This window comes from Segatella copri (assembly GCF_024330485.1).
GTDB classification, from domain to species: Bacteria; Bacteroidota; Bacteroidia; order Bacteroidales; family Bacteroidaceae; genus Prevotella; species Prevotella copri_L.
Map to the genome: position 1 here is coordinate 1 of NZ_JANDWX010000027.1, position 25219 is coordinate 25219.

The window sequence follows — 25219 nt, forward strand, 5'->3', positions numbered from 1 at the left end:
ATTAAGGGAGTAGTTCCTACCCATCCGAACCAGATTTGGGCAAGTGACATCACCTATGTTGAAACCAATGAAGGTGTGTGCTATCTCTCGCTTATAACAGACCTGTATTCCCATAAAATTGTTGGATGGGCTGTTGGTCCAACATTAGAAACAGTATATCCATTAGAAGCGCTTAAAATGGCATATAAAAGCATTGATGAAGAAACTGCAAAAGGACTCATTCATCACTCAGACAGAGGAAGCCAGTATTGCAGTCAGAATTATGTATCTATCCTAAAAAGTCATGGCTCACAAATAAGTATGACTCAAACAGGAGATCCTTTGGAGAATGCCATAGCAGAACGTGCAAACGGCATTTTAAAAACGGAATGGCTTTATAGGATGACAATTCCTACTCGTAAAGTATGTAAGAAGGAACTGACCAGGATTATTGCGTTTTATAACGACGAAAGACCGCATATGAGTATCGGTAATCAAACACCATCTGTTGCACATACTCAAGCGGGGCCACAGCAGAAAATGTGGAAAAATCCTTGGGAAAATTCTTCTAATTAGTTGAAAATGTGTATCTTTGCATTTGAAAGAATATCATCACCGTAACCTTTCTAGGGATAGCTCCTTAAAAAGAGTAACCTAGTTAGGTATAATGGGGATTCGCTGACAACCCATATAGTGATAAAATTAAAAATGCGTAACTCATTTAGTGATAAGAAAAATAGATAGTAACATATTTAGTTTAACCATCCTAAAGGTGACAACTTTTTCACGTATAAGACATAGTCCTTGTGTTTAGGATGCCTTTTCCAGCTTTTCTTATGTATCGCTATTTTGCTCGAAACGGGTCTTTTGATGCATTTTGCGCAGAATAGCCACTCTTTATTTTGCTCGAAATGATATTTTTACCCCATTTCGAGCAAAATAGCGTGTGTTTATTTTGCTCGAAACGATATTTTTTGTATATTTGCAGCAAAATAAACGCAAAGATTATGGCACAGAAAATTATCGGAAGAAAGCAGGAGAGTAAGGAACTCCTGGATCTTTACAAGGAAAATAAACCTGTTTTTGCAGTAATATATGGTAGAAGAAGGGTCGGTAAAACCTTTCTCGTAAGAGAATTGTTTCAGGATAAAATGAGCTTTTACCATACGGGCTTATCTCCTTACGAGTTAAGTGGTCAAAAAATAATGGAGCAACAGTTGGCTAGTTTTTACTCCAGTCTTGTTCGCTATGGCAGCAAGAGTAAGAAGGTGCCATCCTCTTGGCTCGAAGCTTTTGATGCACTCATCAATCTCTTGGAAGAGCAAGATGCAGACAAACGTCAGGTGATATTCATAGATGAATTGCCATGGCTTGACACTCCCCGCTCGGGATTTGTTACAGCATTAGAGCATTTTTGGAATGGATGGGCTGCAGGAAAGCAGAATATCATGCTTATCGTCTGCGGCTCTGCCACGTCATGGATTTCAGACAAGCTGTTAAACAACAAAGGCGGTTTGTTTGATCGCACAACTGATGAAATCAAGTTGCGCCCGTTTACATTAGGCGAATGTGAAGAATACTATCAGGCTAACAACATCGTGATGTCTAAGTTCGACCAGATACAATGTTATATGGCTACAGGTGGCATTCCTTATTATATTTCCATGCTTCAGAAAGGCAAAAGTCTGGCTCAGAATATGGACAGGCTTTTCTTCGAGCCTGCAGCCAAACTCGGCTTAGAGTTCGACCGTCTCTATTCTTCTCTCTTTACTAATGCGGAGGATTGCATGACTATCGTGCGCCTTCTGGCTCAAAAAAGACAGGGATATACGCGAAAAGAAATTGTTTCGCTTACAAAAATACCTAATGGCGGGGGGCTTTCTGCTACATTAAAATCACTCGAAGTGAGTGATTTCATAACATCGTATGTTAAGTATGATTATCCCAAGCGTGAGGTATATTTCCGTCTGACAGATTTCTACAGTAAATTCTATTTGTCATTTATTGATGGCAGAAAGACGACCAATCCGCATTTCTGGCAAGACAACCTGCTGACACCTGAGCTGACAGCATGGCGAGGTTTTACCTTTGAATCGCTTTGCTATTATCATCTGCCACAAATCAAGCAGGCGCTCGGTATTAGTGGAGTGCAGACAGAGGTGAGTCCCTGGAAAAGCAGAAAAGAGAAAGATGGTGCGCAGATAGATATGATTATTGACAGAGCCGACCGCGTCATCAATGTTTGTGAAATGAAATTCTGCGAGGATGATTTCTCCATCAATGCTGCTTATGATAAGAATCTGCGCCATAAACTGAGTACGTTTGCTGAAGAAACGAAATGCAGGAGTTCCTTGCATCTTACATTGGTTACTACTTATGGGCTTAAGTTCAACGAATATGCTGGTCGGGTACAAAGTGTCGTTACAATGGATGATTTGTTTAAATGACAGATACAGTTCTTTAGTGCAAGTAGCTTCGAGGGCAGATGAAAGTACTTACGATGGCTGATGAAAGTACTTACAATCGTTAGCGCAGCTATATTCGTTTTATTATGCCCGATTATTAGGTTAGCTGTTTTTCGGGAACAGCCGATGGGAGAACCGAAAATAGCCAACTGGCAAAATATAAACAGTCAACTGGTAAAACGCAAACAGCCGACTAGCGCATGAGTGGCTAGTCGGCTGTTTTACTGGAACAGTTATCGAAAACTCCTTTATTTTGTTTTCGTATAGGCATCCTGCCAAATACTCTTCACTCTTCACCAAAAGCCCCGAATCCCCTGTGTTTATCGGCATTCTGAGGGGTGAAGAGTATTCGGGCACTCTTCACCTACTCTTCACCACTCTTCACCCACTCAGTTCTGGCTGATTTGCAATCCTCCTATCAGTCTTTCGCCTCTGTTTCCGTTCCTGAAGGTGAAGAGTGGTGAAGAGTGGGTGAAGAGATAAAAACAACTCTTCACCCCTCGGAATGCCGATAAACACAGGGGCTCCCGGCCGAAAGGTGAAGAGTGAAGAGTATTTTGATGATAGCTTCGTTTATTTCTTAAACTGTCTTTGTTTTCGCCTTCCAGACGATGCAAGTCATCAAGACAGACATCAGGGCTGCGCCAATCCAGAAATAATTGATATAGGTAAAGTAGTAAGTCTCTACGCCATTTACCAGATGCTTGTTGCCCTCGATGAGCAGACCGCTCATGATGTCCTGGATGCCGGCACCCACATAACTCGCTACGCCGACAACGCCAAGAGCAGCACCCGATGCATTCTTAGGCGCAATATCTACCGCCATCAAACCACCAAAAGTTTTTGTTTCATCTTCTTTATCATATATTTCATTCCATTCGGAATGTTACATGATAGCCTGCCACATTGTGCTCGGCCAGTGAGAGATTGATGGATTGCATCATCAGCATCTGGCGGGAGATGGAGAGGCCGATGCCCGAACCTGATGGCTTGGTAGAGAAGAAGGGGATGAACATCTCCTTTGCCACATCGGCTGGGATGGGGGCGCCATTGTTGCTGAAATAGATGCCCGAGAATTGTGAACTCTCGATGCTCTCTGGATGTTTGTGGAAGCATCGAATGTCGATGGCTGAGGCGTGAGCCTCGATGGCATTCTTGGTCAGATTGATAAATACCTGATGCAGCATGTTTTTGTCGGCAGACCAGGTGGCATCTTCAGGGATATGGATGTGCCATTCTATCTGAGGATAGAGCGGCTTGATGCCTTCCACGAAATCCTTGAGTGGGATGTTCTCGATGACAGGTTCTTGTAGCTGGGTGAGCTTGCGGTAGCTGTCCACGAAACTGGTGAGCGACTTGCTGGTGTCTCGAATGGCTCGGATGCCTTCCTCGTAGGGCGAGCCTTGGATGTCGGGATTGCTAAGATAGGCTTGGCAGATGCTGGAGATGGGGGCGGTGGCATTCATAATCTCATGGGTGAGCACACGGGTTAGCCTTTGCCAAGATTCCACCTCATGCTGCGCCACCAGTCTGCCGATGTCGTTCTCCATATCGTTGAGGGCTTGCTGCAAGGCTCGTTCTCCAGAGAGCAATCCCTTGGTGGATAGACGAAAGGAGTAATCGCCATTGCGGATAGCCTCTTGCATCAAGAAGGCACGGCTCTTCAGGTTGCGCTGATGGCGCAAGAAGAGATAGATGATACCTCCTATGACGAGGAGAATGATACCTATTATATATATGTGGAAGATGGTGTCCATATCAGATGTTGATAATCATGAATGATTGTGATGGAAAATTATCGCTTTAACTTGGCGTAAAGCGTTTGGCGAGTGATGCCGAGGAGTTCGGCGGCGCGTGAGATATTGCCGTGGCATTGATCCACAACCTTGTGAATATGAGTGCTCTCGATGCTCTCCAGCGTCTCTACTTCTTGGCTTCGGTCGATGGCATCTTTTAGGGTTCTGATGAGTTCGTCATTATCCCAAGGCTTGGTTACAAAGTCGGCGGCTCCGCTTTTCAATCCCTTGATGGCGAGCTGGATATCTGCGTAGGCGGTGATGAGCACCACGGGGATGTTGGCATGGAGACGGCGGAAGGTGCGGAGCCAAAGCAAACCTTCCTGTCCGCTGTTTACGCCCAAGGAAAAATTCATGTCGAGCAAGATGATGTCCACTGGCTCTTGTTGGAGCAGAGTGGGGGCGGTGTCTGGGCGAGGCAAGGTGAGAATCTTCTCAAAAGTGCCGCCCAGGCATATCTTCAGGGCTGTGAGTATCGATGGATTGTCGTCGATAACAAGTATTGTTCCGTATTTCATCTATTTGTGTTCTGTTATATCTTTTGTCTTTGTTTGCAAAAGTACACTTTTTTCTTGAATTAGCCAACAAAACGGAAGATGATGTGTGATTATCATACAGAAGAGTGTATGAATTTCATACAATCCGCTTGCCGCTAGCTTCTGATTCTTGGCAGAATCAAAAGGAATGATTACTTTTGCGTCAGAAAAAAGCATCAGATAGGATGCATCAGAAAAAGTATCAGAAAATAAAGAAACAACAGATATGAAAAGTTATTTTAAGTTCTTATCACGCAACAAGCTCTATACGGCTATCGAGGCTTTTGGACTCTCGATAGCCTTGGCTTTTGTGATGATTTTGGTATCTTACGCCTTCATGGAGTATCGGGTGGGCACGTATCAGCCAGATGCCAAGAATCTCTATGTGCCAGGTTCGGGCGATTATCTCGGCATGACCTTGGGTACAGCAAAGGAGTTCTTTCCTTCCATCCCAGAAATCAAGGAATGGACCCGATTTAGCGATTATTATACAGACAAGGGTGCTGTGGTGGATGGTCAATACTTTCATGTGCAGGCACGTGCCATAGATCCTAACTTCTTGGATATGATGGGGATGAAGTGCAGGGGATGCTCCGCTCACCGTGTGCTCACGGATAAGCACCAGGCCCTTATCTCCGAGTCTTTTGCCAAGAGGGCTTTTGGCAATACAAATCCTATTGGGCAGGTAGTTACATGCGATACGCTGCAATTCAAGGTAGTGGGCATCGTGGATGATTTTGGCAGGGAAGACTTGCTGGAATCCACCGACATCTTTGTTTCCATGAAATTTAAGGACGCAGATTTGTATCCGATGGATCAGTTTGGCGAGGTTGTTACCATCGTCCGATTGGCAGATGGCGCTGACCCAGAAAAGGTGAATGCCACGTTGCTCAATAAATATATGGGCTATTGGAAGAAATGGTGGAGTCGTGAGAAGACGACTGGCAGTTTCTTGTGGGGCTCTAGCTTGGTGCGCTGGGACAAGTTGTATTTTTCAGATATTACATGCTCGCATGTCCGTCATGGCAGCAAGACCTTGGTCAATGTCCTTTTGATTGTGGCACTCGTCCTCTTGCTTTCAGCCATCTTCAATTACATCAATCTCACCGTGGCGCAGATAGGCAATCGAGCCAAGGAGATGGCTACCCGCCGCCTGTTGGGTGAGTCGGTACTGGGTGTGGTATTGCGCTATATCAAGGAGGCTGCACTCTTCACGGCAGGTTGCTTCTTGCTGGGCATTTTGCTGGCTTGGGCATTCACACCTTTATTTAATAGCATCTTGGATACGAAGATTTCGCTCTTCTCTTCGCCTGCCGTTTGGGGATGCCTGTTGGTGGCTTATCTCGTTATCTCCTTGCTGTCGGGCTTGTTCCCAGCCATCGTGGTGTCTCGCTTCAATCCGATAGATGTGGTGAAGGGTACCATCCGCTTGCGCAGCAAGATGTGGTTTAGTAAAATATTCATTGTGGCACAGAGTGTTATCAGTATGTCGCTGGTGGTGATGGCTATCACGATGATGCTCCAGATGCGCCATCTCGCCAACATACCTTTGGGGTATCAGACGAAAGACATTCTCTGCATCTCCACCACTTTCGGATTTGATAATGTGGATGTCAGAAACGCAGCGTTGATAGCGAGATTGAAATCTCTGCCTGAGGTGGAGGAGGCTACGGCTATCGGCAACAATCCTGTCATCAGCTTTGCTAATGGAGTGCATGATGAGAAGGGAGAAAATTTAGCGTTCTTGCGATTGAGCGTATTGGATTCCATAGCGATGAAGATGATGGGCTTCAAGGTGCTGGAGCGATATTCTGACCCAACGCCAGGCAAAATCTGGGTTAGCGAGGAAGCCAAGCGAACCTTTGGCGTATCGAGCAAGAAACCATATTTCGGTAATCGTGAAGGCAAGCCGGAATATGAGGTTTGTGGCGTTGTGAAAGATTTCCACTGTGGCGATGCTCTTGATGAGTTCAAATCTGACAAATTTGGAAATCATAATGCGATACGTGTTCCTTCTAATCATGATGTGCTTTGGACCATCTTGGTGAAGACTCGTGGCGACCATGCCCAAGCCTTGGCTGCTATCCAGAGTGCCTGCAAGCAAGTGGCTAAGGAGCAGTTGGGCGTACCTACGGATATGGATACGGAGTATCTGGACGACACCTTGGCGGATGCCCTCAAGGAGAAGCGCAACATGATGGTGCTCATCATCACCTTCATGGGCATCTCCATCTTGATTTCCGCCCTCGGCTTGTTTGGCATGTCGGTATATTACGGCAACCAGCAGCGCCGACAGATAGCCTTGCGCAAGGTGATGGGTGCCTCGGTAGCTGATGCGGCATGGCAACTTTCCAAGCGATTCCTCATCACATCGTGTGTGGCTGTGGTTATCGCCATCCCATTGTGTGTCAAACTGATGCAAGAATACTTGATAGGTTTCAAATTCCGCATCGATTTCCCTTGGTGGACATTGGTAGCAGGAGCTATCTTCACCTTGCTGCTAGCCTTGGTATCGGTCTTCAGCTATACCCTGCGCACCGCTCTGGAGAATCCGATAGACTGCATCAAGATGGAATAGCATGATGAGCTAAGTAAACATTAAACACTACACATTAAACATTAAATCAAGATGATACGTACAGAGAATTTAACGAGAATATTTCGTACAGAAGAGATAGAGACCATCGCCCTGAACGGCGTGAACATCAATGTAAAGGATGGCGAGTTTGTAGCCATCATGGGACCTTCGGGATGTGGCAAGTCTACCTTGCTCAACATCCTCGGCTTGCTCGATACACCTACCGAGGGTAAGTATTGGCTGGGCGATGAGGAGGTAGGACATCTCAAGGAGCGTGAGCGCACGGCTTATCGCAAGGGTCGCATCGGTTTCGTCTTTCAGAATTTCAATCTGATAGATGAGTTGACGGTAGAGGAGAACATCGACCTGCAGCTCAAATATCTAGGCATTGGCAAGGCGGAGCGCAAGGAACGAGTGCTCGACATCCTGCGCAAGGTAAAGCTCAGTCATCGTGCCAAGCATTATCCCCATCAGCTCTCCGGAGGTCAGCAGCAGAGGGTTGCCATCGCCCGTGCCGTGGTGGGCAAGCCAAGCATCATCCTTGCCGATGAGCCTACGGGTAATCTCGATTCCAAGAATGGTATGGAGGTGATGCAGTTGCTCAGCGAACTGAATGATGAGGGTACCACCATCGTGATGGTGACTCACTCCAAGCACGATGCTACTTACGCCAGTCGCATCATCAATCTGTTTGATGGACAAGTGGTGGATGCGATGAATGATCAGCTTTAAGCTGCGGTTTCTGTCCAACAATTAGACGGTGGTGTCTAATTGTTGGACAGTTTGTTTAATGAGAGTTTTTATTTAATGGTTTGATTATCAGGAGAAATGCTGTTTTGGCACGGCTCTTGTCCTTATCATGACAAAATGAAGAAGATTATGAAAAGAATAGGAATATTGATAGGATGGTTGGTCTGGGCGGCTGGAGTCTCGGCACAGAGTTGGAGCCTTGACGACTGCATGGCTTACGCCGTGGAACATGCCACGGAGGTGAAGCGGGAGGTGGTGAATGCTCGCCAACGCAAGCAGGATTACCAGCATGCTGTGGCAGGATTTCTGCCTACCGTTACGGGCGGCGTGCAGGGACAGTATGCCTGGGGACGAAACATCGACCCGGAAACCAATACTTATAATAATGTAACGACATTCAACAACTACTATCAGCTTTATGCCGAACTGAATGTCTTCGATGGTTTCGCTACCATCAACGCCTTGAAGCAGGCTAAGTTGAGCCGGGATTATTCAGCCACGGCGATGCAGAAAATTCAGGACGACCGAGCCATCGACGTGATGCAGAAATATGTGGATGCAGCCTATGCTGAGGCAAGCATTCGGATAGCAAGCGAGAAACTGAACGAAAGCAAGCGGATGCTGGCTAAGATGATGCGACTGTATGAACTGGGCGAGAAAGGCCGACCGGATGTGGTGCAGATGGAATCGCAGGTGGCGGAAGACGAATACAATCTTACGCATCAGGAGAATGTGGCAAAACAGAGTCTGCTCGCCTTGAAATCCGCGATGAATTTTCCGGTGGATGAAGAACTGAAAATTCAGATAGCTGAAGAGCGGAATCTGAAGCTAAAGGCAGAAAATAAAGAGGTTTCAGCTTCTTATACAAATTCCGAAGCCATTTACCAGGGTTTCCAGCATATTTCTCCCGATTTGAAGTCGGCAGAATACGAAGTGGAGCGGGCACGGTATGATTATAAGATAGCAAAAGGCAGATTGCTGCCATCACTCTCTCTCGGTGGCGGCATTTCTACCAACTATTATAAGAATCTCTCTCAGAAAGGGCAATACGATGGGTTTGCCTCGCAGTTTCACAACAACCAGGGCGAATATCTCGCGTTGACCCTTTCCATACCTTTTTATAATAGCGACCGATGGCACAGCGTGAAGAAGGCACGCAACGACTGGCAACTGGCACAGGTGAACCTGGAGGAAACCCGTCGCAAACTTCACGACCAGATAGCCCAGGCGGTAATGGATGCAGAGGGTTACGCCAAGGAGTTGCATCAGATGCAGAAGAAGGTGGCCTCCGATTCGCTCGCCTATCACATGTCGAGCCGCAAGTTTGAGGAAGGAATGCTTTCCACCTTCGATCTTCATACCGCAGCCCAGACGCTTCTGGAAAGCAAAATCAAGGAACTCCAGATGCAGATGCTGCTCATCATCAAACAGAGGCTGGTTGCTTATTACCAGGGAGAAAATTTAATTAAATAAACCTGGAGAATGCAAGTGAATTCTTCACTTTTCGTTCTTCACTCTTCACTTAAATTATGGATATAAAAATAGAAAAGAAAAAATATCTCGTGCCTCGCAAGTATTGGGCATGGATTGGCGGAGGAGCGGTTTTGATCGCAGTCCTCATTTGGTTGGGATTGAGCAATTTCTCTTCCACCCTGAAGGTGGACAGGAAGGGATTGAGCATCGGAACCGTGGAGAAGGCGCAGTTCAACGATTATGTTTCGGTGGATGGTCAGGTGGTTCCTATCTCCGTGGTGCAGATCAGTTCCGAGGAAGGCGGTATCGTTCTGGAGAAAGTGGTGGATGAAGGTGCCCACGTGAACAAGGGCGATGTGATCGTGAAACTGAGCAATTCGAATCTCGACCTGGAGATTCTGAATGCCGAAAGCGAACTTGCCGAAAAGCAGGACATGCTTCGCAACACCCAGATATCGATGGAACAGGACCGTCTGAACAATAGCAACGAGGAACTGTCGCTTTCGCAGGATGTCATTACCAAGCGCCGTTCCTATCAGCATCAGGAGGCGTTGCACAAGGAAGAGCTCAATTCGCGCGAGGAGTATCTGAAGGCTAAGGAAGATTACGACCTTGCCGTCAAGAAGCATGCGCTCATCAGCAAGCGATTGAAGAAGGATGCACAGCTCCGCCGTTCGCAGATGGAGCAGATGGGTGATAATCTGGAAGCCATGCAGAAGAATGTGCAGCTGGTTCGCCAGCGCAAGGAGAAGCTGAACATCCGCAGCACCATTTCGGGCGAAATCGGTTTGCTTGATGTGGAGTTGGGACAGAGCATTTCTGCCGGACAGAAGATTGGAGTCATCAACGACCTCAGCGATTTCAAGGTGCAGGCGCAGGTGGATGAGCATTACATCGACCGGGTAAAACCGGGACTTACTGCCACTTTCGACCAGAACGGCAAGCATTATCTCCTGCAGGTCCGCAAGGTTTATCCCGAGGTAAGAGACGGTAGGTTCCGCATCGACTTCATCTTCAAAGGTGTTCGCCCTGACAATATCCGAACCGGTCAGACTTATTATGTAGATTTGCAGCTCGGTCAGTCGAAGCAGGCAATAATTATCCCTAAAGGCACGTTTTATAGTGTAACGGGTGGTCAATGGATCTTTGTATTAGACAAGAGTGGCAAGAAGGCTTATCGCCGCAAGATAACCATCGGTCGCCAGAATCCTCAATATTATGAGGTGATTGAAGGCTTGGAGCCGGGCGAGCAGGTTATCGTTAGCGGCTATGAGGCCTATAAGGATAATGATGTATTAGTTTTTAATTAGTAGTGATTAGTTAGTAATGATTAATTAGTAGTGATTAGTGATAAATTGGGCTAGCGCCCTTGAAACAGGATATTTGATATGAATCATATTATTAACGCATTCAAGAATCTGCCTCGAAGGGGCCAGCACAACTTCGTGAAGATTTTGTGCCTGGCGCTCGGATTGGCAATCAGTTCGGTAATTATTGCCGAGATTTATTTCGAGCAGACTTACGATACGTATTTCCCAGGATGGGAAAGGACGTACCAGATTTCAGAAGTGGGAACGATGGGAAGTGACGCAGAGGGGCAGAACCCTTTTTCCTATTTTGCAACATCAGGAGCCACAGCCCCAGGCATCAAGCAATATGCTCCTATGGTGGAGGCTGCAACACGAGTGGTAGATATTGGAGAAAACCAATGCAACTTGGAAAACCAAAAATCCATTTCTGCCAATATATTACTGGCAGATAGTTGCTTCTTTGATATGTTCCCACAAAAGATATTAGTGGGCAAAGCAAAGGATGTCCTCTCTCGTCCGCTCTATTGTATGATAGATTCCAAGATGGCTGCAAAGATTGGTGGCAATGTGGTAGGCAAGCATTTTATAATGCCAAAACATCCCGGCATCACTTTCACGATAGGTGGTGTGTTCGAGAGCTTTCCTTGGGGTGCTTCTCTACATGACGAGCAAGTTCTTTTGTCGCTAAGCAGTATCGGGGAAGTTTTGGGGTATGATGGAAGAAATAATTGGTTAGGCAACGACTGTTATAGCTCCTATATCCGATTGGCTAAAGGATGTCAAGCGAGCGAACTTCGTCCATACGTTGACAAGATGAGGAAAGACCATTTCCCTTTGAAGGAATGGAAACAATCAGGAATATCTTTGGATTATGATTTTACGGTTCTTAGCAAAGTATATACCCAAAATTCTTACATCAAGATGATGGGGTGGATTATGGGAATCATCGCTTTTGTGCTACTCTTTACCTCCGTGATGAACTATCTGCTCATCATCGTGGGCAACCTCGTGTCTCGTTCTCGTGAGATGGCGGTGCGCAAGTGCTATGGTGCAGAGCCGAAGAACATTCATGCGATTATCTTCTCCGAGGCTTTGGTGCATGTTGGGTTGTCGGTGATATTGGCTGCTATCCTCGTCTTCCTTTGCAAGGGAACGATAGAGAATTTCCTTTCTGCTCCTGTAAGTACATTGTTGTTTAATCGTGGCAGTTGGATATTGGTTGCCATTTGCGTCCTTGTGCTTTTGGTTGGCGGCTTGGTGCCGGGATGGCTCTACAATAAAATTCCAGTGGCGATTGCATTCCGTGGATATAGCGAGAATCGTAATCGTTGGAAGCTCGCCTTGCTCGGTATTCAGTTCGTTATCTCTGGCTTGTTGTTCAGCTTGCTCTTTGTGGTCAATAGTCAATATAATAAAATGGTGAATCTGAATCCTGGTTATGATTACAAGGATGTGGCAATCGTTTATGTAGAGGGAATCAAGCCAGACCAACGAATGCAATGCTTGTCGGAATTCAAGCATTTGCCGAATGTTAAGCAAGTGGCATCTACCTATTGTGTGCCACTGCAAAACTGGAGTGTAAATGGAAATAATTTGACTTTGCCAGGGGATGATCGTACTCGAATGATTATCCATGACACGCAGGGCGTTGATGACAATTACTTTGACCTTATGAGCATAAAGTTTGTACAAGGCTCTTTCTTCACGGAGCGAACGGATAGTAGTCGTCAAGTGATTATCGACGAGACTTTAGCGAAGAAGTTGACGAAGTTGGGGCATTGGAAAGACGGTGCTGTAGGCAAGAGAGTGTGGATTTCCGCACATTGCAACGAAAATGAAACGATGACAATCTGTGGTGTGGTCAATGATGTGAAGTATGGTACGGTCAGCACGGAAAATGCAGATTCAAGATCTGCTTCATTTGTTTATTTTTATTCAGCCACTCCTGCTTCTTATATGCTCGTCAAGTACAATGACTTGACAGAAGAGGCTTTGGCAGACCTAAGAGATAAGGTGCAATTGATGTATCCAAACAACAAAGTGGAGGTACTCGACTATGAGTCTGAGTTCAAGGCACAGTATGCTTCCCAGCTCCATTTCCGCAACGGAATCCTGGTAGCCGGCATCGTAACGATGGTTATCGCCCTCTTCGGATTGGTGGGCTATACGAGTGATGAGGTGAACCGCCGCCGCAAGGAGATTGCAATAAGAAAGGTGAACGGGGCGAAGGTGAAGGATATTCTTCGCATCTTCCTGAAGGACATCATGAAGATTGCCTTGCCTTGCATCATCGTGGGCGACTTGGGGGCTTGGCTGATAGCCAGACAATGGCTCATGTCGTTCAGCGAGAAGATTACGATGACGCCTTTGTTGTTTATCGGCGTTACCATCATCTTGCTCGTCATCATCGGGCTTTCCGTCGTCATCAACTGCTACAAGGTGGCGAATAGTAATCCGGTGAAGTATCTCAAGGATGAATAAGTCTCCCACAGATTTCACAGATTTAAGGGCGTATGCCCAAATTAAACATTAAACATTAGAAGAAATGATAAAAGTAGAGAATCTTTGCAAGTCATTCCGCACAGAAGATGTGGAGACGATTGCTTTAAATAACGTATCTTTCACAGTAGAAGACGGCGAGTTTGTCGCCATTATGGGACCATCCGGTTGTGGCAAATCCACCTTGCTCAACATTCTCGGTTTGCTCGACAACCCTACTTCGGGAAAATATTTCCTGGGTAATCACGAGGTGGCAAACCTGAAGGAAAAGGAGCGTACGGATGTGAGAAAGGGAGAAATCGGATTTGTGTTCCAAAGCTTCAACTTGATAGATGAATTGAATGTAGAGGAGAACATCGAGCTTCCTCTTACTTACCTCAACATTCCGAAGGCGGAGCGCAAGGCAAAGGTGCAGGCGATTATGAAGCGAATGGCCATCAGCCATCGTGCCAAGCACTTCCCTCATCAGCTTTCTGGTGGTCAGCAGCAGCGAGTAGCCATCGCCCGTGCTGTGGTCTTCGGTCCCAAGCTTATCCTAGCCGATGAGCCTACGGGTAACCTCGATTCCAAGAATGGTGCCGAGGTGATGCATCTGCTTACTGAGCTGAACCACGAGGGCACCACCATCGTCATGGTAACGCATAATGAGCATGATGCCAAGATAGCCCATCGCACCATCCGCCTGTTTGATGGACAGATTGTGGAGGCGGAGGGCAATCAGTAATTATTTGACTAAGTTTAATATGGCTTTTATAAAATCGTGTGATAAGCCAATAATTTCCAGGATGTCATTTTCGGAAATTTCGTAGGCGCAGTTGTAATCGGCTTTTTGCCTTAATTGGAACATACGGGCGAGGAAACTGCCATAAGAGATATCTACGATACCAGTCTTTACGAAGTGTAAGCTGAATTGGGTGTTAATGCCAGCATGAGTGTGGGCATTAACACCTTTTGCTATGAATAGAGCTTGTACGGCATGGAAGCAGGCATAATAATAGCGATTGGCTGCTAAATCCCAATGCTTTAGTTCAACCATTTCATCTGCTTGAGTTAAAAATCGCTTGGCTTTTTCTACTTGCAGACTGATTAATGTGTCTTTGTTTACTTGATCCATAACTTTTATATTAAACTAATGCCGTCTCGATTTACATTCTCGTAAAAAGGGGTGAAGTTATACGATTCCCATTCTTTCTTTGTGTAAAGAATTGGATTGATTTCTGTGCCGAGGTCGCAACCTAACAAGACAAACGGGTAACTTACTTTGTCATAGTCTGTTTGTTCCAGTTTGTCTTTGTCTAAAAGGATAAGAATGTCCCAGTCTGAATCGTTGCGAGCATCACCTCTCGCTCTTGATCCATACAATATAGCCTTGCTTCCTGAAGGAATAGCAGATTTAGCTATATCTTTTATCTTTAATATGGTCTTATCGTCGGTTGACATAAGCTTAATCTTTTATAATGGCAAAGATATGGTAAAAAAGCGAAAGTGCCAAACTTTCCTCCCCAAAATTATACTTTTTTATGGGATGATGATGCGGAAGGTGGTGATTCCCTGCGCCTTGTTCTGATGGAGCGAGAGACTGCCGCCGCTTACTCGCATAATCTGGCGGGAGAGGGAGAGACCGATTCCGCTTCCTTCCGGCTTCGTGGTGAAGAACGGGATAAAAATATGAGAGGCTACATCTTCGGGGATGAGACCAGCGTTGTTGCTCACGTCGATGATGATGGATTCCTGGGCGTTGGCATAGGCTTTGAGACGGATAAATCCCTTCTTGCTTGCCGCGGATTGCAAATCCGCGGAGCGGCATTCCTGCTTGTCTTCTCTTTCCTTTTCCCTGAAAGCTTCTACGGCATTTTTCAGAAGATTCGTTACAACGTGAGAGAGGAGGCTCTCATCGGTATAAACCAGCAAATCCTTGGGAGAAACTTCTATCTCTACTTCGTGGTTACAGAGCAGCGCCATTCTTTCCAGGAATGGTTCCACATAGAAGAGAGCAGGCTGAGGCTGGGGAACATGGGTGAAACGGCGATAGTTGTTGACGAAAGCCAACAGTTCTGTTCCTGTTTTGTGGATGGTTTCCAAGCCTTGCTTCAAGTCTTTATCCTCTGTAACCCGGGTAAGCAGAGTCTCGCTCAGCGAAGTAACCGGTGTGATGGTATTCATGATTTCATGGGTCAGCACACGAATCAGTTTAATCCAAGAATCCACTTCCTGGTTGCTCAGCTCATGGCTCACGTCGCTCAGGGCGATGATGCGCACGTGCTTGTCTTTCAGCATGGCTTGCGTCTCATGCTTTGCCAGGTGTTCATCCTTCAGCTTTCCTTTTACCTGGTTCATGTGGGTAAGCACATCCGTATCGAGCAACCGGAGGGCTGCCTGGTTGTGCTGCAGGATGTTGTCGTGACTATCCACCACCAGGATGCCCGTATCCACCGCATTCAGAATCTGCTCGTAGTATTTCTCCCGCTCCATCTGCTCCTCTCTCGTATGCTGCAGGAAGAGCTTGATGCGGTTGAGGGACTGGTGTAGAATATTATCTTCCTTAAACCTCTTCTCCGTAGGAAAGTTGAAGGAGAAATCCCCATTATCTATCGCATCAAAAAGGAAGGTTACCTTTTTGATGTTACGGCGATAGTGGCGGTAGAGGCGAATGTAACCCACTACAGCCACGAGCAAAAGCACGATAATTATAATTAGTTTATAATCCATATCGCTTAATCTTATTATAAAGCGTCTGGCGGGAAATGCCCAGTCTTGCGGCTACTACCGACAGATTTCCTTCACATTCCCTGATGGTTTTCTCTATCATTCGGCTTTCCATCTCGTCGAGCGTCTGAACCTCTTCCAGAGGCTTCTCTTTTCTCTGCTGGTTTCCGCCGTCAATATCTTCGGCAGAAATCATTCCGCCATCAGACAGAATCACGGCTTTCTCGATGGCGTGCTGGAGTTCACGGATGTTTCCGTACCATGGCAAACTGGTAAGTTTTTTCTCAGCCTCTTCCGAAAAACGGAGATTCAACTTATTATATAAATCGCCATATTGATGGAGGAATCTTTCTGCCAGCGGAACGATGTCTGATTTTCTCTGTCTCAGGGCAGGCAATTCCAGATGGATGGTATTGATGCGATAGAGCAGATCCTCTCTGAATTCGCCATCGTTTACCATCTGCTGCAGGTTGCGGTTGGTGGCGCAAACCAGTCGTACGTTGATGGGAATCTGCTTACTTCCGCCCACTCTTACGATGCTTCTGCGTTGCAGGGCGGTAAGGAGTTTTGCCTGAAGACCGTAGGATAGGTTTCCTATCTCATCCAGGAAGATGGTGCTGCCGTCGGCAAGCTCAAACTTGCCCGGTTTATCCACCTTGGCATCGGTAAAGGCACCCTTTACATGACCGAAAAGTTCGCTCTCGAAAAGCGTTTCCGTAATGGCTCCCATATCCACAGGCAGCATTTTCTTTCCACATCTTGTGGATAAACGATGTATCTCGTTGGCTAACACCTCTTTACCCGTTCCGTTTTCGCCCGTAATGAGGATGTTTGCATCGGTTGCTGCAACTTTTTCCACAATACTTCTCAAATTGTTCATAACTTCGCTATCTCCCCAATACATAGCGCTTTGCGCATCTTTTCCACCAGGTTTTCCACCATTCCTGTTAATAATGTTATCCACAGCCCTGTTCTTATCCCTAGCCTCTACCAGCGTGCGGATCATCTTCTCGTTTTCAAAAGGCTTCACGATGAAGTCGGCGGCACCTTCCTTGATGCCTGTTACGGCAAGTTGGATGTCGGCGTAGGCGGTAAAGAGCACCACTTCGGTTTTCGGGCTGAGGCTCTTGATTTCCCTGAGCCAGTACAATCCCTCGTTTCCCGAATTGATTCCGCTGGAGAAGTTCATGTCGAGCAGCACCACGTCGGGGTGCTCCTCTCTCAGTTTGGCTGGGATGGAGTTAGGGTTGGCGATGGTGATGATGCCATCGAATATGGGTTCCAGCAGCATCCTTACCGTAGTAAGAATGTTGCGGTTGTCATCAACAATCAATATCGTTCCTTGTTTCTTAATCATGGTGCAAAGTTACGAAATATCATAGAAAAGTGGTAATGTTTGTCTAATAATTAGACGAAAAAATGCCGATAATGGCGCCAAAAGTTGCTTTTCCGGCAGCTTTTGGCATCTTTATCGGCACTTGTTTATTCAAAATTCTGATTCCTGATGAGGAATTACTTATTCCAAAAGGGGAGTTACAGCTCTATCGGAACCACTATCTTTATGCTGAAGTTGCGGCCCATATTGTAAACGCCTCTTCTGCCTGTAACCTGGTTTACGTCAAGATACTTCAGACGGCTCAGGTGGTTCTGGTAAGCACGGTTGGTAAGGTTCTCGCCCGAAAGATAGAGCGAGAGAAGGCGCTTGCCATGGAGCTTCACGTCGGTACCGGCATACATATTTAATAAGGTGTACGATGGCGTAGCGGTCTCCGTATCGTTGGCTGCGAAATAATGGTTCTGGCGGAGATTGCAATCCATCTGTAGCTTTACGAAGAGATGGTCGAAAGTCTTGCCGTCGCAGACAAACTCATACCTTACATCCGAAACCCAGCGAGGGGCTGGGGTGAATGGCAGATACTTTGATTCGGATGGCTGATGCAACTGAACCGAGTTGACATACGAGAAGGTGTTGCCGATATGCAGATGCTCCACAGGATGGATGTCGATGCTCGCCTCACCACCCAGAATGCGGGCGTCGCCCGAAGTAAACTGATAGGCTGGCGTGTCGTCGATGAGGACAGGCTGATTGTTCTCATCTGCCAACTTCTCGCTATAGATGTAATGGTTGATGCGATTGGCAAACAGCGAGAGCTCTGCCGAAATGATAGGCGAAGAATAATCCAGACCAAGGTCGAATTGCCAGCTGTTTTCCGGCTTCAGACTGGTATTTCCCAATTCGTATCGCTGGGTTCCCTCGTGCACACCGTTCGATGATAATTCGCTGATGTTCGGAGCACGGAATCCTCTTGCCAGGTTCAGCTTCAGATTGAAATCGGGCAGGATTTCATAAGCCAATCCGATGCTTCCGGTTACTCCTTCAAAGTTGCGCTTAAAGGCTTGAAAACGGAATGAATCATTCGATTCAGAACGATGCGATTCTGCATCATCCTCTTCTCTCAAAGCCTCGCTGTGCAGATGGCGATGATCGTATCTGATGCCGCCGCTCAGGTTCAATTTGCCTATCTCCTTGCTCACCGTGGCAAACACACCATAATCGAAGAGATGATAGGCTGGAATCAGAAATTCAGAACCTTTATTAATCGACTGCTGCCACATGCCGTTGATGCCCGTAGAGAACTTCCATCCATTCATTTCCGGCGAGAGATAATGCAGGTCGTAATTCATGGTATGGAGCATGAAATCGAGTCCGCATTCCTTCGGATTCTCTTCCTCCTCAAACTCCTGACGGCGGTTCTGCTGATAACCCAGGAGGAACTTCAGATTGCCGTCGCCCAGGAACCAGGAATTATCAAGTACAGCCTTGTAATGATGAATCTGCTGATAAGGCATCGGCTTGCCGTAACTCTTGGCATCGTAGCCTTCCGGAATTTCCAGTTCGCCCGTTTTCTCATCTCTTTCTCCCTCTACGATGCCCGGAGTGAGATGATAATAATCGAGTGTGAGATGCGAATGCCCCTGGCGGTAGTTCCAGCCTAGAAGCTGCGAGAATGCTTGCTCTCTGAGTGATGAACCGAATACATAGCCATCGTATTTATTCTTATAGGCATGCGCCATCTTTCCGCTGTAGCGGGTGTTCCATACAAATCCGCCCTGGTTGCCGGCAAAGTTGAGCGAATAATCAAAAAGTCCGTTGTTGGTTTGATAACCCGTTGAGAAATTTGCTCTCATGTCGCCTTTGGCAAGGGTAGGAGCGGAGTGGAAGATGAGGACGCCTGCCATCGCATCCGATCCATACATGAGACTTGCCGGACCTTTCAGAATCTCTACGGAATGAACCGAAGCGGGGTCGATTTCTATTCCGTGTTCATCGCCCCATTGCTGTCCTTCCTGTCTGATTCCATCGTTCACCACTACCACGCGGTTATAGCCCAGGCCACGGATCACGGGCTTTGAAATTCCGCTTCCCGTGGTAATCTGCGAAACGCCTGGCTGATGAGCGATGGCATCGATGATGTTGGTAGAAGGCTGCATTTCGAGCTGGCGGGCAGAAACGAAAGAGATGGGTGCTGGCGACTGCTTCAGTTTCTGGCTGCCCGTTAAGCCTGTTACCACCACTTCGTTCAGTTTCACGCTCGATTCCGTCAGCGGCTGGTGTCTGGTAGAATCGCTTGCTTCCTCTTCATGAATGTTTCCGTCCTTCTTATCATAATTTGCTCTGTTTATAGCCATAGCAGGGGCTGTTGCCGATGAGCACAGACTCATCAGCAATATTGCTTTCAATATTGTTCTCATTATGTTATTTGTTACCTTATTCTGTTAATATTCAATTATTTATAAAAACAGAGAATAAGGTGGGGCACGGGTAGATTTTACCCCCTTCGCCCTGTACAGGCAAGGAGAGCAGAAGGCACGGCGAGGGGAGAGATGGAGCACGGCGATGGCAACCCAAACCACGAGGGATGGAGCCAGATAAGGAGTGCTTTGCAATTGGCAGAGCACACAGTCGTGCATGGTATTCTGCAGGGCTATCAGATGGCCGTCGTGATGAACATGATGGGCGCAATCAGCACAATAGAAATCTGCATGAGTTCCCTGTGCTTCACCATGATGGTGAAACGTAACGACCAGCAGCAAAGGCAGGTAAACCAATAGCAGCAGCCAGGAACATCTGATTCTCTTATGCGTTATCCTCTGCATTTATCTACAGTATTCTGTTTTTGTTTGCAAAATTAATCATTTCTGTCGGGATTATTCTTAGGATTCCGATATTTTAACGAAGATTATTTGTTTTTCAGCAGAAAAGCCATGTAGAGGGGAAGAATGAGTGTTTGTGCTCATCACTTTTCCATTCTTTGAGATATTTCTCGGTTTTTCGTTTAAACATCTGTTTTCTAATTCTTCCAGATTCCAGTTCTTCCAATTAATTTTAAGAGGGTATGCATCTTTAGTTTGTCCTTCTTCTTTACTCCTTTGTGTTATATAACTTATTCTTGGGGAAAATGGAAGTTATCTGGAACGGAATCCCCATTTTTTTGTGGATTTTTTCCCCACTCATTCCCCATTTTCCCCACTCTCTGTTTTTGGTACGGAAATGATAAGTGGTTGATAATCAGGCGAAGTTGTCGATTTGCTCATTTTCTGGCACGCATCTTGTGATAATGAATAGCGGGTTTGATAATGAATCCACAACGAAAGTAAATAACAATATTAGTAATAACAGTTTAAAAGATAAGATTATGAAGAAGTTCGTTTTTGCAGCTATCGCAGCTATGGTAATGGTTTCAGTAAGTAATGTTTTTGCTTCTAGCAAAATGATGGGTAATTCTGAAGTAGCTCCAGTTGATACAGTAGCTCCAGCCGATTCAACAGTAGAAGGCACAGCTATCAGTTCTCAGGCTAGCGTTGAGGATTCTGCTAAGCAGGAGTCTACAGAGCAGACTGTTGCGGACAAGGCTGTAGAGCAGCAGGCTGTTGCTGAATAGTCTTAAGAAGGTATTCATTTGCAAAGCGTTATAATAGAGAAAAGCGTATTAGAAGTTTCATCAAGGTAATAGGTTATATTTAGGTTTACATTGTAATTGCATTTCCTAGAAAAAGAAAGTGTAAAATTTAGGTTCGGTTTATGGAAAAGGAGTCTGCTGGCAGGGATGCTGGCAGACTCCTGCTTTTTTGTTCGGGATGAGCAGAGAGTCTCAGTCTCAGAGTCTCAGTTATAAATAAAGGGGGTACCATTTTTCCGTTCTCTCTTTCTTTATCTTTATAACTTATTGATTATTAATTAATTATATATTAATATATATATAATATATAAGTATATAAGAAGAAGAGGGGGTGCTTGAAAAACAACTGAGACTCTGAGACTGAGACTATGGAAGCAAGTAAAAGGAAAAGAGGCGATAATCTAATTCCCTAGAAAGCAACGACTTATGAAGGTTTCTCAGTTTTTTATTTTCGGTCTCAGCCCTATAGATTATTCGAAAGATTTTACAAAAGCATTCTTTTTAGGTCTCCCAAACCCTCAAAATTGCTTTGTTTTTTGCTTTAAAGTAGATTTAGACCTTGCTGAAATACAAAATCATGTTTTCCTAAAAAATGCAAGCAAAAACGGGATAACTGAGACTATTACCCGATTTAGAGTCGGAAAAACCGGAAAGTGAGTCTCAACTGTCTGTTTTGAGTCATTTCCATCCTAAATATTTTCCCAGTTAGAGATTTTTATTTTCCTAACTGGAAATATTATTTTCTTCTCTTAGAAGGGTAATCGTCCCAGCGCAAAATTACCCTAAAAATGATGCTTGTCGTCTATAAACGATAAAATGCGTATTTGGATTACTGATGACATGCAAAAAGGCTGAACTTCGGGTTAGGAAGTTCAGCCTTTTGCTTATTTGTGATTTCAGGAAAATATAAAACTATTCTATCTGATACCATTATCTCTATCGCTATTGTTCAGCTTACGGCTGCCTGTATGGTATCTGCGGCCATGACTGAAGTTGAAGCTGGCAGTAAAGACAAGCATGTTGCCCTGGTCAGCAAGGCGTACCTTGTTCTTCTGCTGCACATACTTGTTGAAAAGTTCATCCTTATACACGCAGCCATGAGGATAGAATACGAATAATCCGAGAACGCCAAACTGCCAGTTCTTATAACTGTAGGTTACGGCAAGATTGGAGGTTGGCTCTCCGCCGTTTGTCTTTTCTCCCCAAAAACTCTTTTCCACCTTATAGGCACCATAGCCAATGTTCCAATTGCCCGTCATGTACCGAATTTCTGCTCCATAACTGAAGTAATTGAACTCGTGGGAATAATCCAAACCCTTTGTCTTGACATTCTGATACTCGTACATGAGGTTCAAATCCAGATGATCCTTGATGAGGTGAACTTCTGGAGTCAACAGCAGGTGCTTGTAATCATGATTCTTCTGATTCTCCGGTTTGCTCACAAAGAGATAAGAGCCATCCTCCCGCTTTTCGGGCAAGATAGAAGTGGCTATTGGCTTGTCGTAATACGTCCAGTTTCCCTCCAGGTACACAGACATCAGCGGAATGTTCCAGGAAGCCGACAAGGTATTGTTGTAGCCGGTAAATGGCTTCAGACCGCTATTGCCGTCACGCGCCTCAAAGCTGTTGGAATATTGGCGCAACTCGCTCAAGTCGGAAAGGCTTGGGATGTCTGACGTGATTTTGCTGCTCCATTTAAAACTCAGACGGTCGCTAGCCTTTGCCTGTAAAGTTACCTGTGGTCGAAACAGCCATTTGCTGTATCCGTTCTCCCCCTGATGGATGGAAGACCTGGTTGCACCAACTCCCACCTGATAACTGAACCACTTCTGCTGTCCCTGTAGCTGGGTGAAAAGATAGAGATTGCTGTACTTCAATTCCGTATCAGCATTACTGCTTCCCACATAGATGTTATCTGTGTGGCTGATATTATATTGTCCACCTACCGATAAAGCCATCTGTTTCCAGTTCTTGCTGTATGTTCCTTCACCAATAAGAGAGCGCTTTCTACCAGTTGCATCATAACTGTAATCGGTCAGCGGAGCGTTCTTTACAGATTCATCCGGCGATTTGTTGAACGTATATTCCCTCATACGATACTGGTAATCTGTGCCGATGTAAGTACCCACCAGGTTCAGAGCCAGGTTCTGGTCATGGGGCATGTTGAGCGAATAATAAATGTCCAGAGATGGAATCTGCTCCAGCATTTTTCTGTTGTTTTGCAGATATTGATTTGCCTTGCCGCTTTCCTGATAAAGCTGGTTCATGCCTCTCACAGGACTGTTGTGATTGTAGAAATTCAACCGTACATTCAATGTATATTTGTCTGGCTCACTAAGATTATAACCCAACTGTACATTATTGGTGGTGTATAGGAACGGAGAATCATAACCTAAATAATTGCGATGTAGAGTTTCTCCTGTGGGCAGATGATAAGTACCGAGACTCTCATAGCTTCGTTCCTCTACCGAGCGATAGGAGAAACTGTAGTTGATGCTGAATTCCGATTTCTTCACATTGTATTTGAAATAACCGTCGCTATTATTGAAACCAGCCTTGGTGCCTTGCATCGTAGAAACTCCACCCACATAACCGGCATAGCGTCGGCGGACCTGGTAGTTAATAACTGCATCCAGATTGTTGTCTCCATATTTGAGTCCTGGAACATTGATGAATTCCACCTTTGTAACTTCATCCGGCTGCAAGGCTAAAACATCCTGCATGCTAGCTTTGACATCGTTGATACGTATTTGCACATCTCCGCCCTTTAGTGACAGAACTTTGCGTTCTGCTCGATTTACGATAATGGTAGGCAAAGACAAGTTGTCCAACAGATCATAACCATTGGAAGCCGTTTTCACCTGCTCTTTTGTAGGGAAGATGATTTGTCTATCTACTTTTTCTACAACCCTTGCGGCTTCAACGGTCACACCTTTCAACAGGTATGAATTCGCCTGCATCCTCACATTTCCGATGCGGGCAATAGATACCAGCTTGCAAATGGTCTTATAGCCTACAAAAGAAACCTTCATAAGGGCCTGCTTCTGCTGGCAGGGGATGACGAAATCGCCATTGGCGTTGCTCACGCCTCCACAGAGAAAGGAGGAATCCTTCGGGTTGAGCAGTTGGATATTGGCGAATTCTACAGGAAGATTGTGATTGTCTATCAGTCTGCCTATCAGCTTGCGCTCGCTCTTGCGTATGCATTCTACCGTGATGAGGCTGTCGCCCACGGTCATCTGCATCGGATAGAAACCGATTACCTTGCGGATAGCATCGGGAATATTGGCTGTCTTCACGTTCTGGGTAACTGTGAAATCCTCCAGTTCGTTGTAGATGAAACTGATTTTGTAGCGCTTGGAAGCCTTGTCGAGGTCGATGAGGACGTCCGACATGCTGCGGTTGTGATAGTTGCGCTGGATGTGCTGTGCGCTCATCGCCAGGGCGAACGTGCACAGCAGGAATATGATGGCTGAAAATCTTCTCATAATGATGTTGCTTTTTATTTGTTATTTTACAATCAGCTCGTTTTGTTGCAATTCGATGTTTACATTCTCGAATTGGTTCAGTTCTTTTACTATGTTCTCGATGCTCGAATGACTGTTCCATTCGTAATAGAGGCGGAGGGTCTTGTCCTCGTTATTCTCAAACTTCACTTGTAAATCATAATAAGAAGCAATCTCTGAAATCATCTGCTCGAAAGCCACATTCTCGAAAGTTTTGTGAATGGCTGGCTTTTCTGGTTTCGGATGAGTCAGGGAATCCTTTGCTGCTACCTGCTTTGCGGAATCTGATTTTATGACTTCCGGATGAGTATCTGCGGTTACCTGAATTGGTTCCTGGCTGCGCTTGATGTAAGTATGGATTGCGGCAAAGGCAATACCCGAAATCAAGACAAAACCGGCGATGGATGCTGCCAGTTTACGCCAGGAAGTTATAGGATGGGATGCCTCTTCTTGAAGTTGATGCTCCTGGCTGAATTTCTCCCATTCCTCATCTATATTAATAATAGGAGAGGGGTTTTCAAGTGCAGAATCCACTTCCACCATCGTCTGATAGAGTTTTCGGCATTCCTCATCCTGCAATATTTCACGAATCTCCTCATCAGAATACTTCTCCTGATGGTCGATGATATCCAGTATTTTTTCAAACTTGTCCATAATAAA

At 45.7% G+C, this 25219-nt stretch carries 19 protein-coding genes and 1 pseudogene; 9 read left to right on the forward strand and 11 right to left on the reverse strand.

Annotated elements, in window-relative coordinates; genetic code table 11:
- Together NNC77_RS12630 and NNC77_RS12635 are read left to right on the forward strand one after the other, a co-directional pair.
- The coding region (locus NNC77_RS12630) for an IS3 family transposase (RefSeq protein WP_181976513.1) at positions 1-555 on the forward strand (555 nt) is incomplete at its 5' end.
- 431 nt (positions 556-986) lie between these two features.
- On the forward strand, positions 987-2426 hold the full coding sequence (locus NNC77_RS12635; RefSeq protein ID WP_118152703.1) for an AAA family ATPase: 1440 nt from the start codon (positions 987-989) through the stop codon (positions 2424-2426).
- 598 nt (positions 2427-3024) lie between these two features.
- On the opposite strand, the pseudogene NNC77_RS12640 reads toward NNC77_RS12635, so the two are convergent.
- From NNC77_RS12640 to NNC77_RS12650, 3 genes and pseudogenes are all read right to left on the reverse strand, one after another.
- Positions 3025-3279 (reverse strand): annotated as a pseudogene (locus NNC77_RS12640) (MFS transporter); the annotation flags it as partial.
- Between the two features lie 34 nt (positions 3280-3313).
- Positions 3314-4201 (reverse strand): sensor histidine kinase, encoded by an 888-nt coding sequence (locus NNC77_RS12645; RefSeq protein WP_118152701.1) that lies wholly within the window; start codon positions 4199-4201, stop codon positions 3314-3316.
- A 38-nt stretch (positions 4202-4239) separates the two neighbouring features.
- Entirely contained in the window at positions 4240-4758 is a 519-nt protein-coding gene (locus tag NNC77_RS12650) for a response regulator (protein ID WP_254971282.1), read from the reverse strand.
- Positions 4759-5002: 244 nt separating this feature from the next.
- Between NNC77_RS12650 and NNC77_RS12655 the strand changes: the two genes are divergently transcribed.
- The 6 genes from NNC77_RS12655 to NNC77_RS12680 all read left to right on the forward strand — a co-directional run bounded on the left by NNC77_RS12655 (position 5003) and on the right by NNC77_RS12680 (position 14110).
- The gene (locus tag NNC77_RS12655) at positions 5003-7354 is read left to right on the forward strand and encodes an FtsX-like permease family protein (RefSeq protein ID WP_254971281.1); all 2352 of its coding nucleotides are present in this window, start codon (positions 5003-5005) and stop codon (positions 7352-7354) included.
- A gap of 51 nt (positions 7355-7405) precedes the next feature.
- Positions 7406-8086 carry an ABC transporter ATP-binding protein gene (locus NNC77_RS12660; RefSeq protein ID WP_218434823.1) on the forward strand — a complete coding sequence of 227 codons (681 nt, stop codon included), beginning with the start codon at positions 7406-7408 and terminating at the stop codon, positions 8084-8086.
- A gap of 147 nt (positions 8087-8233) precedes the next feature.
- Positions 8234-9577 (forward strand): TolC family protein, encoded by a 1344-nt coding sequence (locus NNC77_RS12665; protein WP_118066717.1) that lies wholly within the window; start codon positions 8234-8236, stop codon positions 9575-9577.
- 56 nt (positions 9578-9633) lie between these two features.
- Positions 9634-10887, forward strand: a complete 1254-nt coding sequence (locus NNC77_RS12670; protein WP_254971279.1) for an efflux RND transporter periplasmic adaptor subunit — start codon at positions 9634-9636, stop codon at positions 10885-10887.
- 78 nt (positions 10888-10965) lie between these two features.
- Entirely contained in the window at positions 10966-13368 is a 2403-nt protein-coding gene (locus NNC77_RS12675; RefSeq protein ID WP_218487484.1) for an ABC transporter permease, read from the forward strand.
- Between the two features lie 64 nt (positions 13369-13432).
- Positions 13433-14110, forward strand: a complete 678-nt coding sequence (locus tag NNC77_RS12680) for an ABC transporter ATP-binding protein (protein ID WP_022121551.1) — start codon at positions 13433-13435, stop codon at positions 14108-14110.
- On the opposite strand, the gene NNC77_RS12685 is transcribed toward NNC77_RS12680, so the two are convergent.
- The 6 genes from NNC77_RS12685 to NNC77_RS12710 all read right to left on the reverse strand — a co-directional run bounded on the left by NNC77_RS12685 (position 14111) and on the right by NNC77_RS12710 (position 20250).
- Positions 14111-14500 (reverse strand): HEPN domain-containing protein, encoded by a 390-nt coding sequence (locus NNC77_RS12685; RefSeq protein ID WP_089543306.1) that lies wholly within the window; start codon positions 14498-14500, stop codon positions 14111-14113.
- A 5-nt stretch (positions 14501-14505) separates the two neighbouring features.
- Positions 14506-14826, reverse strand: a complete 321-nt coding sequence (locus tag NNC77_RS12690) for a nucleotidyltransferase domain-containing protein (RefSeq protein WP_022111204.1) — start codon at positions 14824-14826, stop codon at positions 14506-14508.
- A gap of 78 nt (positions 14827-14904) precedes the next feature.
- Positions 14905-16095 (reverse strand): sensor histidine kinase, encoded by a 1191-nt coding sequence (locus NNC77_RS12695; protein ID WP_254971276.1) that lies wholly within the window; start codon positions 16093-16095, stop codon positions 14905-14907.
- The gene (locus NNC77_RS12700) at positions 16085-17449 is read right to left on the reverse strand and encodes a sigma-54-dependent transcriptional regulator (protein WP_254971274.1); all 1365 of its coding nucleotides are present in this window, start codon (positions 17447-17449) and stop codon (positions 16085-16087) included. The genes NNC77_RS12695 and NNC77_RS12700 overlap by 11 nt, the downstream gene beginning before the upstream one ends.
- A gap of 176 nt (positions 17450-17625) precedes the next feature.
- The gene (locus NNC77_RS12705; RefSeq protein ID WP_254971272.1) at positions 17626-19845 is read right to left on the reverse strand and encodes a TonB-dependent receptor; all 2220 of its coding nucleotides are present in this window, start codon (positions 19843-19845) and stop codon (positions 17626-17628) included.
- Between the two features lie 39 nt (positions 19846-19884).
- A complete protein-coding gene (locus NNC77_RS12710; RefSeq protein ID WP_254971270.1) occupies positions 19885-20250 on the reverse strand; it encodes a DUF2946 family protein in 366 nt (121 codons plus the stop codon).
- Positions 20251-20789: 539 nt separating this feature from the next.
- Here NNC77_RS12710 and NNC77_RS12715 point away from each other — a divergent pair.
- A complete protein-coding gene (locus NNC77_RS12715) occupies positions 20790-21035 on the forward strand; it encodes a hypothetical protein (RefSeq protein ID WP_117727369.1) in 246 nt (81 codons plus the stop codon).
- 935 nt (positions 21036-21970) lie between these two features.
- Here the strand turns inward: NNC77_RS12715 and NNC77_RS12720 are convergent.
- Both NNC77_RS12720 and NNC77_RS12725 read right to left on the reverse strand, forming a co-directional pair.
- Positions 21971-24541: a TonB-dependent receptor gene (locus NNC77_RS12720; RefSeq protein WP_254971268.1), complete on the reverse strand. Its 2571-nt coding sequence runs from the start codon at positions 24539-24541 to the stop codon at positions 21971-21973.
- A gap of 21 nt (positions 24542-24562) precedes the next feature.
- Positions 24563-25213 carry a DUF4974 domain-containing protein gene (locus NNC77_RS12725; RefSeq protein ID WP_254971267.1) on the reverse strand — a complete coding sequence of 217 codons (651 nt, stop codon included), beginning with the start codon at positions 25211-25213 and terminating at the stop codon, positions 24563-24565.
- Positions 25214-25219 lie beyond the last annotated feature (6 nt).

What these genes read in the sequence shown, in the direction of transcription:
- NNC77_RS12725 (WP_254971267.1), bottom strand. Translation starts at nt 25,213, where the DNA reads ATGGACAAGTTTGAAAAAATACTGGATATCATCGACCATCAGGAGAAG.
- NNC77_RS12695 (WP_254971276.1), bottom strand. Translation starts at nt 16,095, where the DNA reads ATGGATTATAAACTAATTATAATTATCGTGCTTTTGCTCGTGGCTGTA.
- NNC77_RS12700 (WP_254971274.1), bottom strand. Translation starts at nt 17,449, where the DNA reads ATGATTAAGAAACAAGGAACGATATTGATTGTTGATGACAACCGCAAC.
- NNC77_RS12670 (WP_254971279.1), top strand. Translation starts at nt 9,634, where the DNA reads ATGGATATAAAAATAGAAAAGAAAAAATATCTCGTGCCTCGCAAGTAT.
- NNC77_RS12660 (WP_218434823.1), top strand. Translation starts at nt 7,406, where the DNA reads ATGATACGTACAGAGAATTTAACGAGAATATTTCGTACAGAAGAGATA.
- NNC77_RS12685 (WP_089543306.1), bottom strand. Translation starts at nt 14,500, where the DNA reads ATGGATCAAGTAAACAAAGACACATTAATCAGTCTGCAAGTAGAAAAA.
- NNC77_RS12690 (WP_022111204.1), bottom strand. Translation starts at nt 14,826, where the DNA reads ATGTCAACCGACGATAAGACCATATTAAAGATAAAAGATATAGCTAAA.
- NNC77_RS12655 (WP_254971281.1), top strand. Translation starts at nt 5,003, where the DNA reads ATGAAAAGTTATTTTAAGTTCTTATCACGCAACAAGCTCTATACGGCT.
- NNC77_RS12720 (WP_254971268.1), bottom strand. Translation starts at nt 24,541, where the DNA reads ATGAGAAGATTTTCAGCCATCATATTCCTGCTGTGCACGTTCGCCCTG.
- NNC77_RS12650 (WP_254971282.1), bottom strand. Translation starts at nt 4,758, where the DNA reads ATGAAATACGGAACAATACTTGTTATCGACGACAATCCATCGATACTC.
- NNC77_RS12705 (WP_254971272.1), bottom strand. Translation starts at nt 19,845, where the DNA reads ATGAGAACAATATTGAAAGCAATATTGCTGATGAGTCTGTGCTCATCG.
- NNC77_RS12645 (WP_118152701.1), bottom strand. Translation starts at nt 4,201, where the DNA reads ATGGACACCATCTTCCACATATATATAATAGGTATCATTCTCCTCGTC.
- NNC77_RS12710 (WP_254971270.1), bottom strand. Translation starts at nt 20,250, where the DNA reads ATGCAGAGGATAACGCATAAGAGAATCAGATGTTCCTGGCTGCTGCTA.
- NNC77_RS12680 (WP_022121551.1), top strand. Translation starts at nt 13,433, where the DNA reads ATGATAAAAGTAGAGAATCTTTGCAAGTCATTCCGCACAGAAGATGTG.
- NNC77_RS12635 (WP_118152703.1), top strand. Translation starts at nt 987, where the DNA reads ATGGCACAGAAAATTATCGGAAGAAAGCAGGAGAGTAAGGAACTCCTG.
- NNC77_RS12665 (WP_118066717.1), top strand. Translation starts at nt 8,234, where the DNA reads ATGAAAAGAATAGGAATATTGATAGGATGGTTGGTCTGGGCGGCTGGA.
- NNC77_RS12715 (WP_117727369.1), top strand. Translation starts at nt 20,790, where the DNA reads ATGAAGAAGTTCGTTTTTGCAGCTATCGCAGCTATGGTAATGGTTTCA.
- NNC77_RS12675 (WP_218487484.1), top strand. Translation starts at nt 10,966, where the DNA reads ATGAATCATATTATTAACGCATTCAAGAATCTGCCTCGAAGGGGCCAG.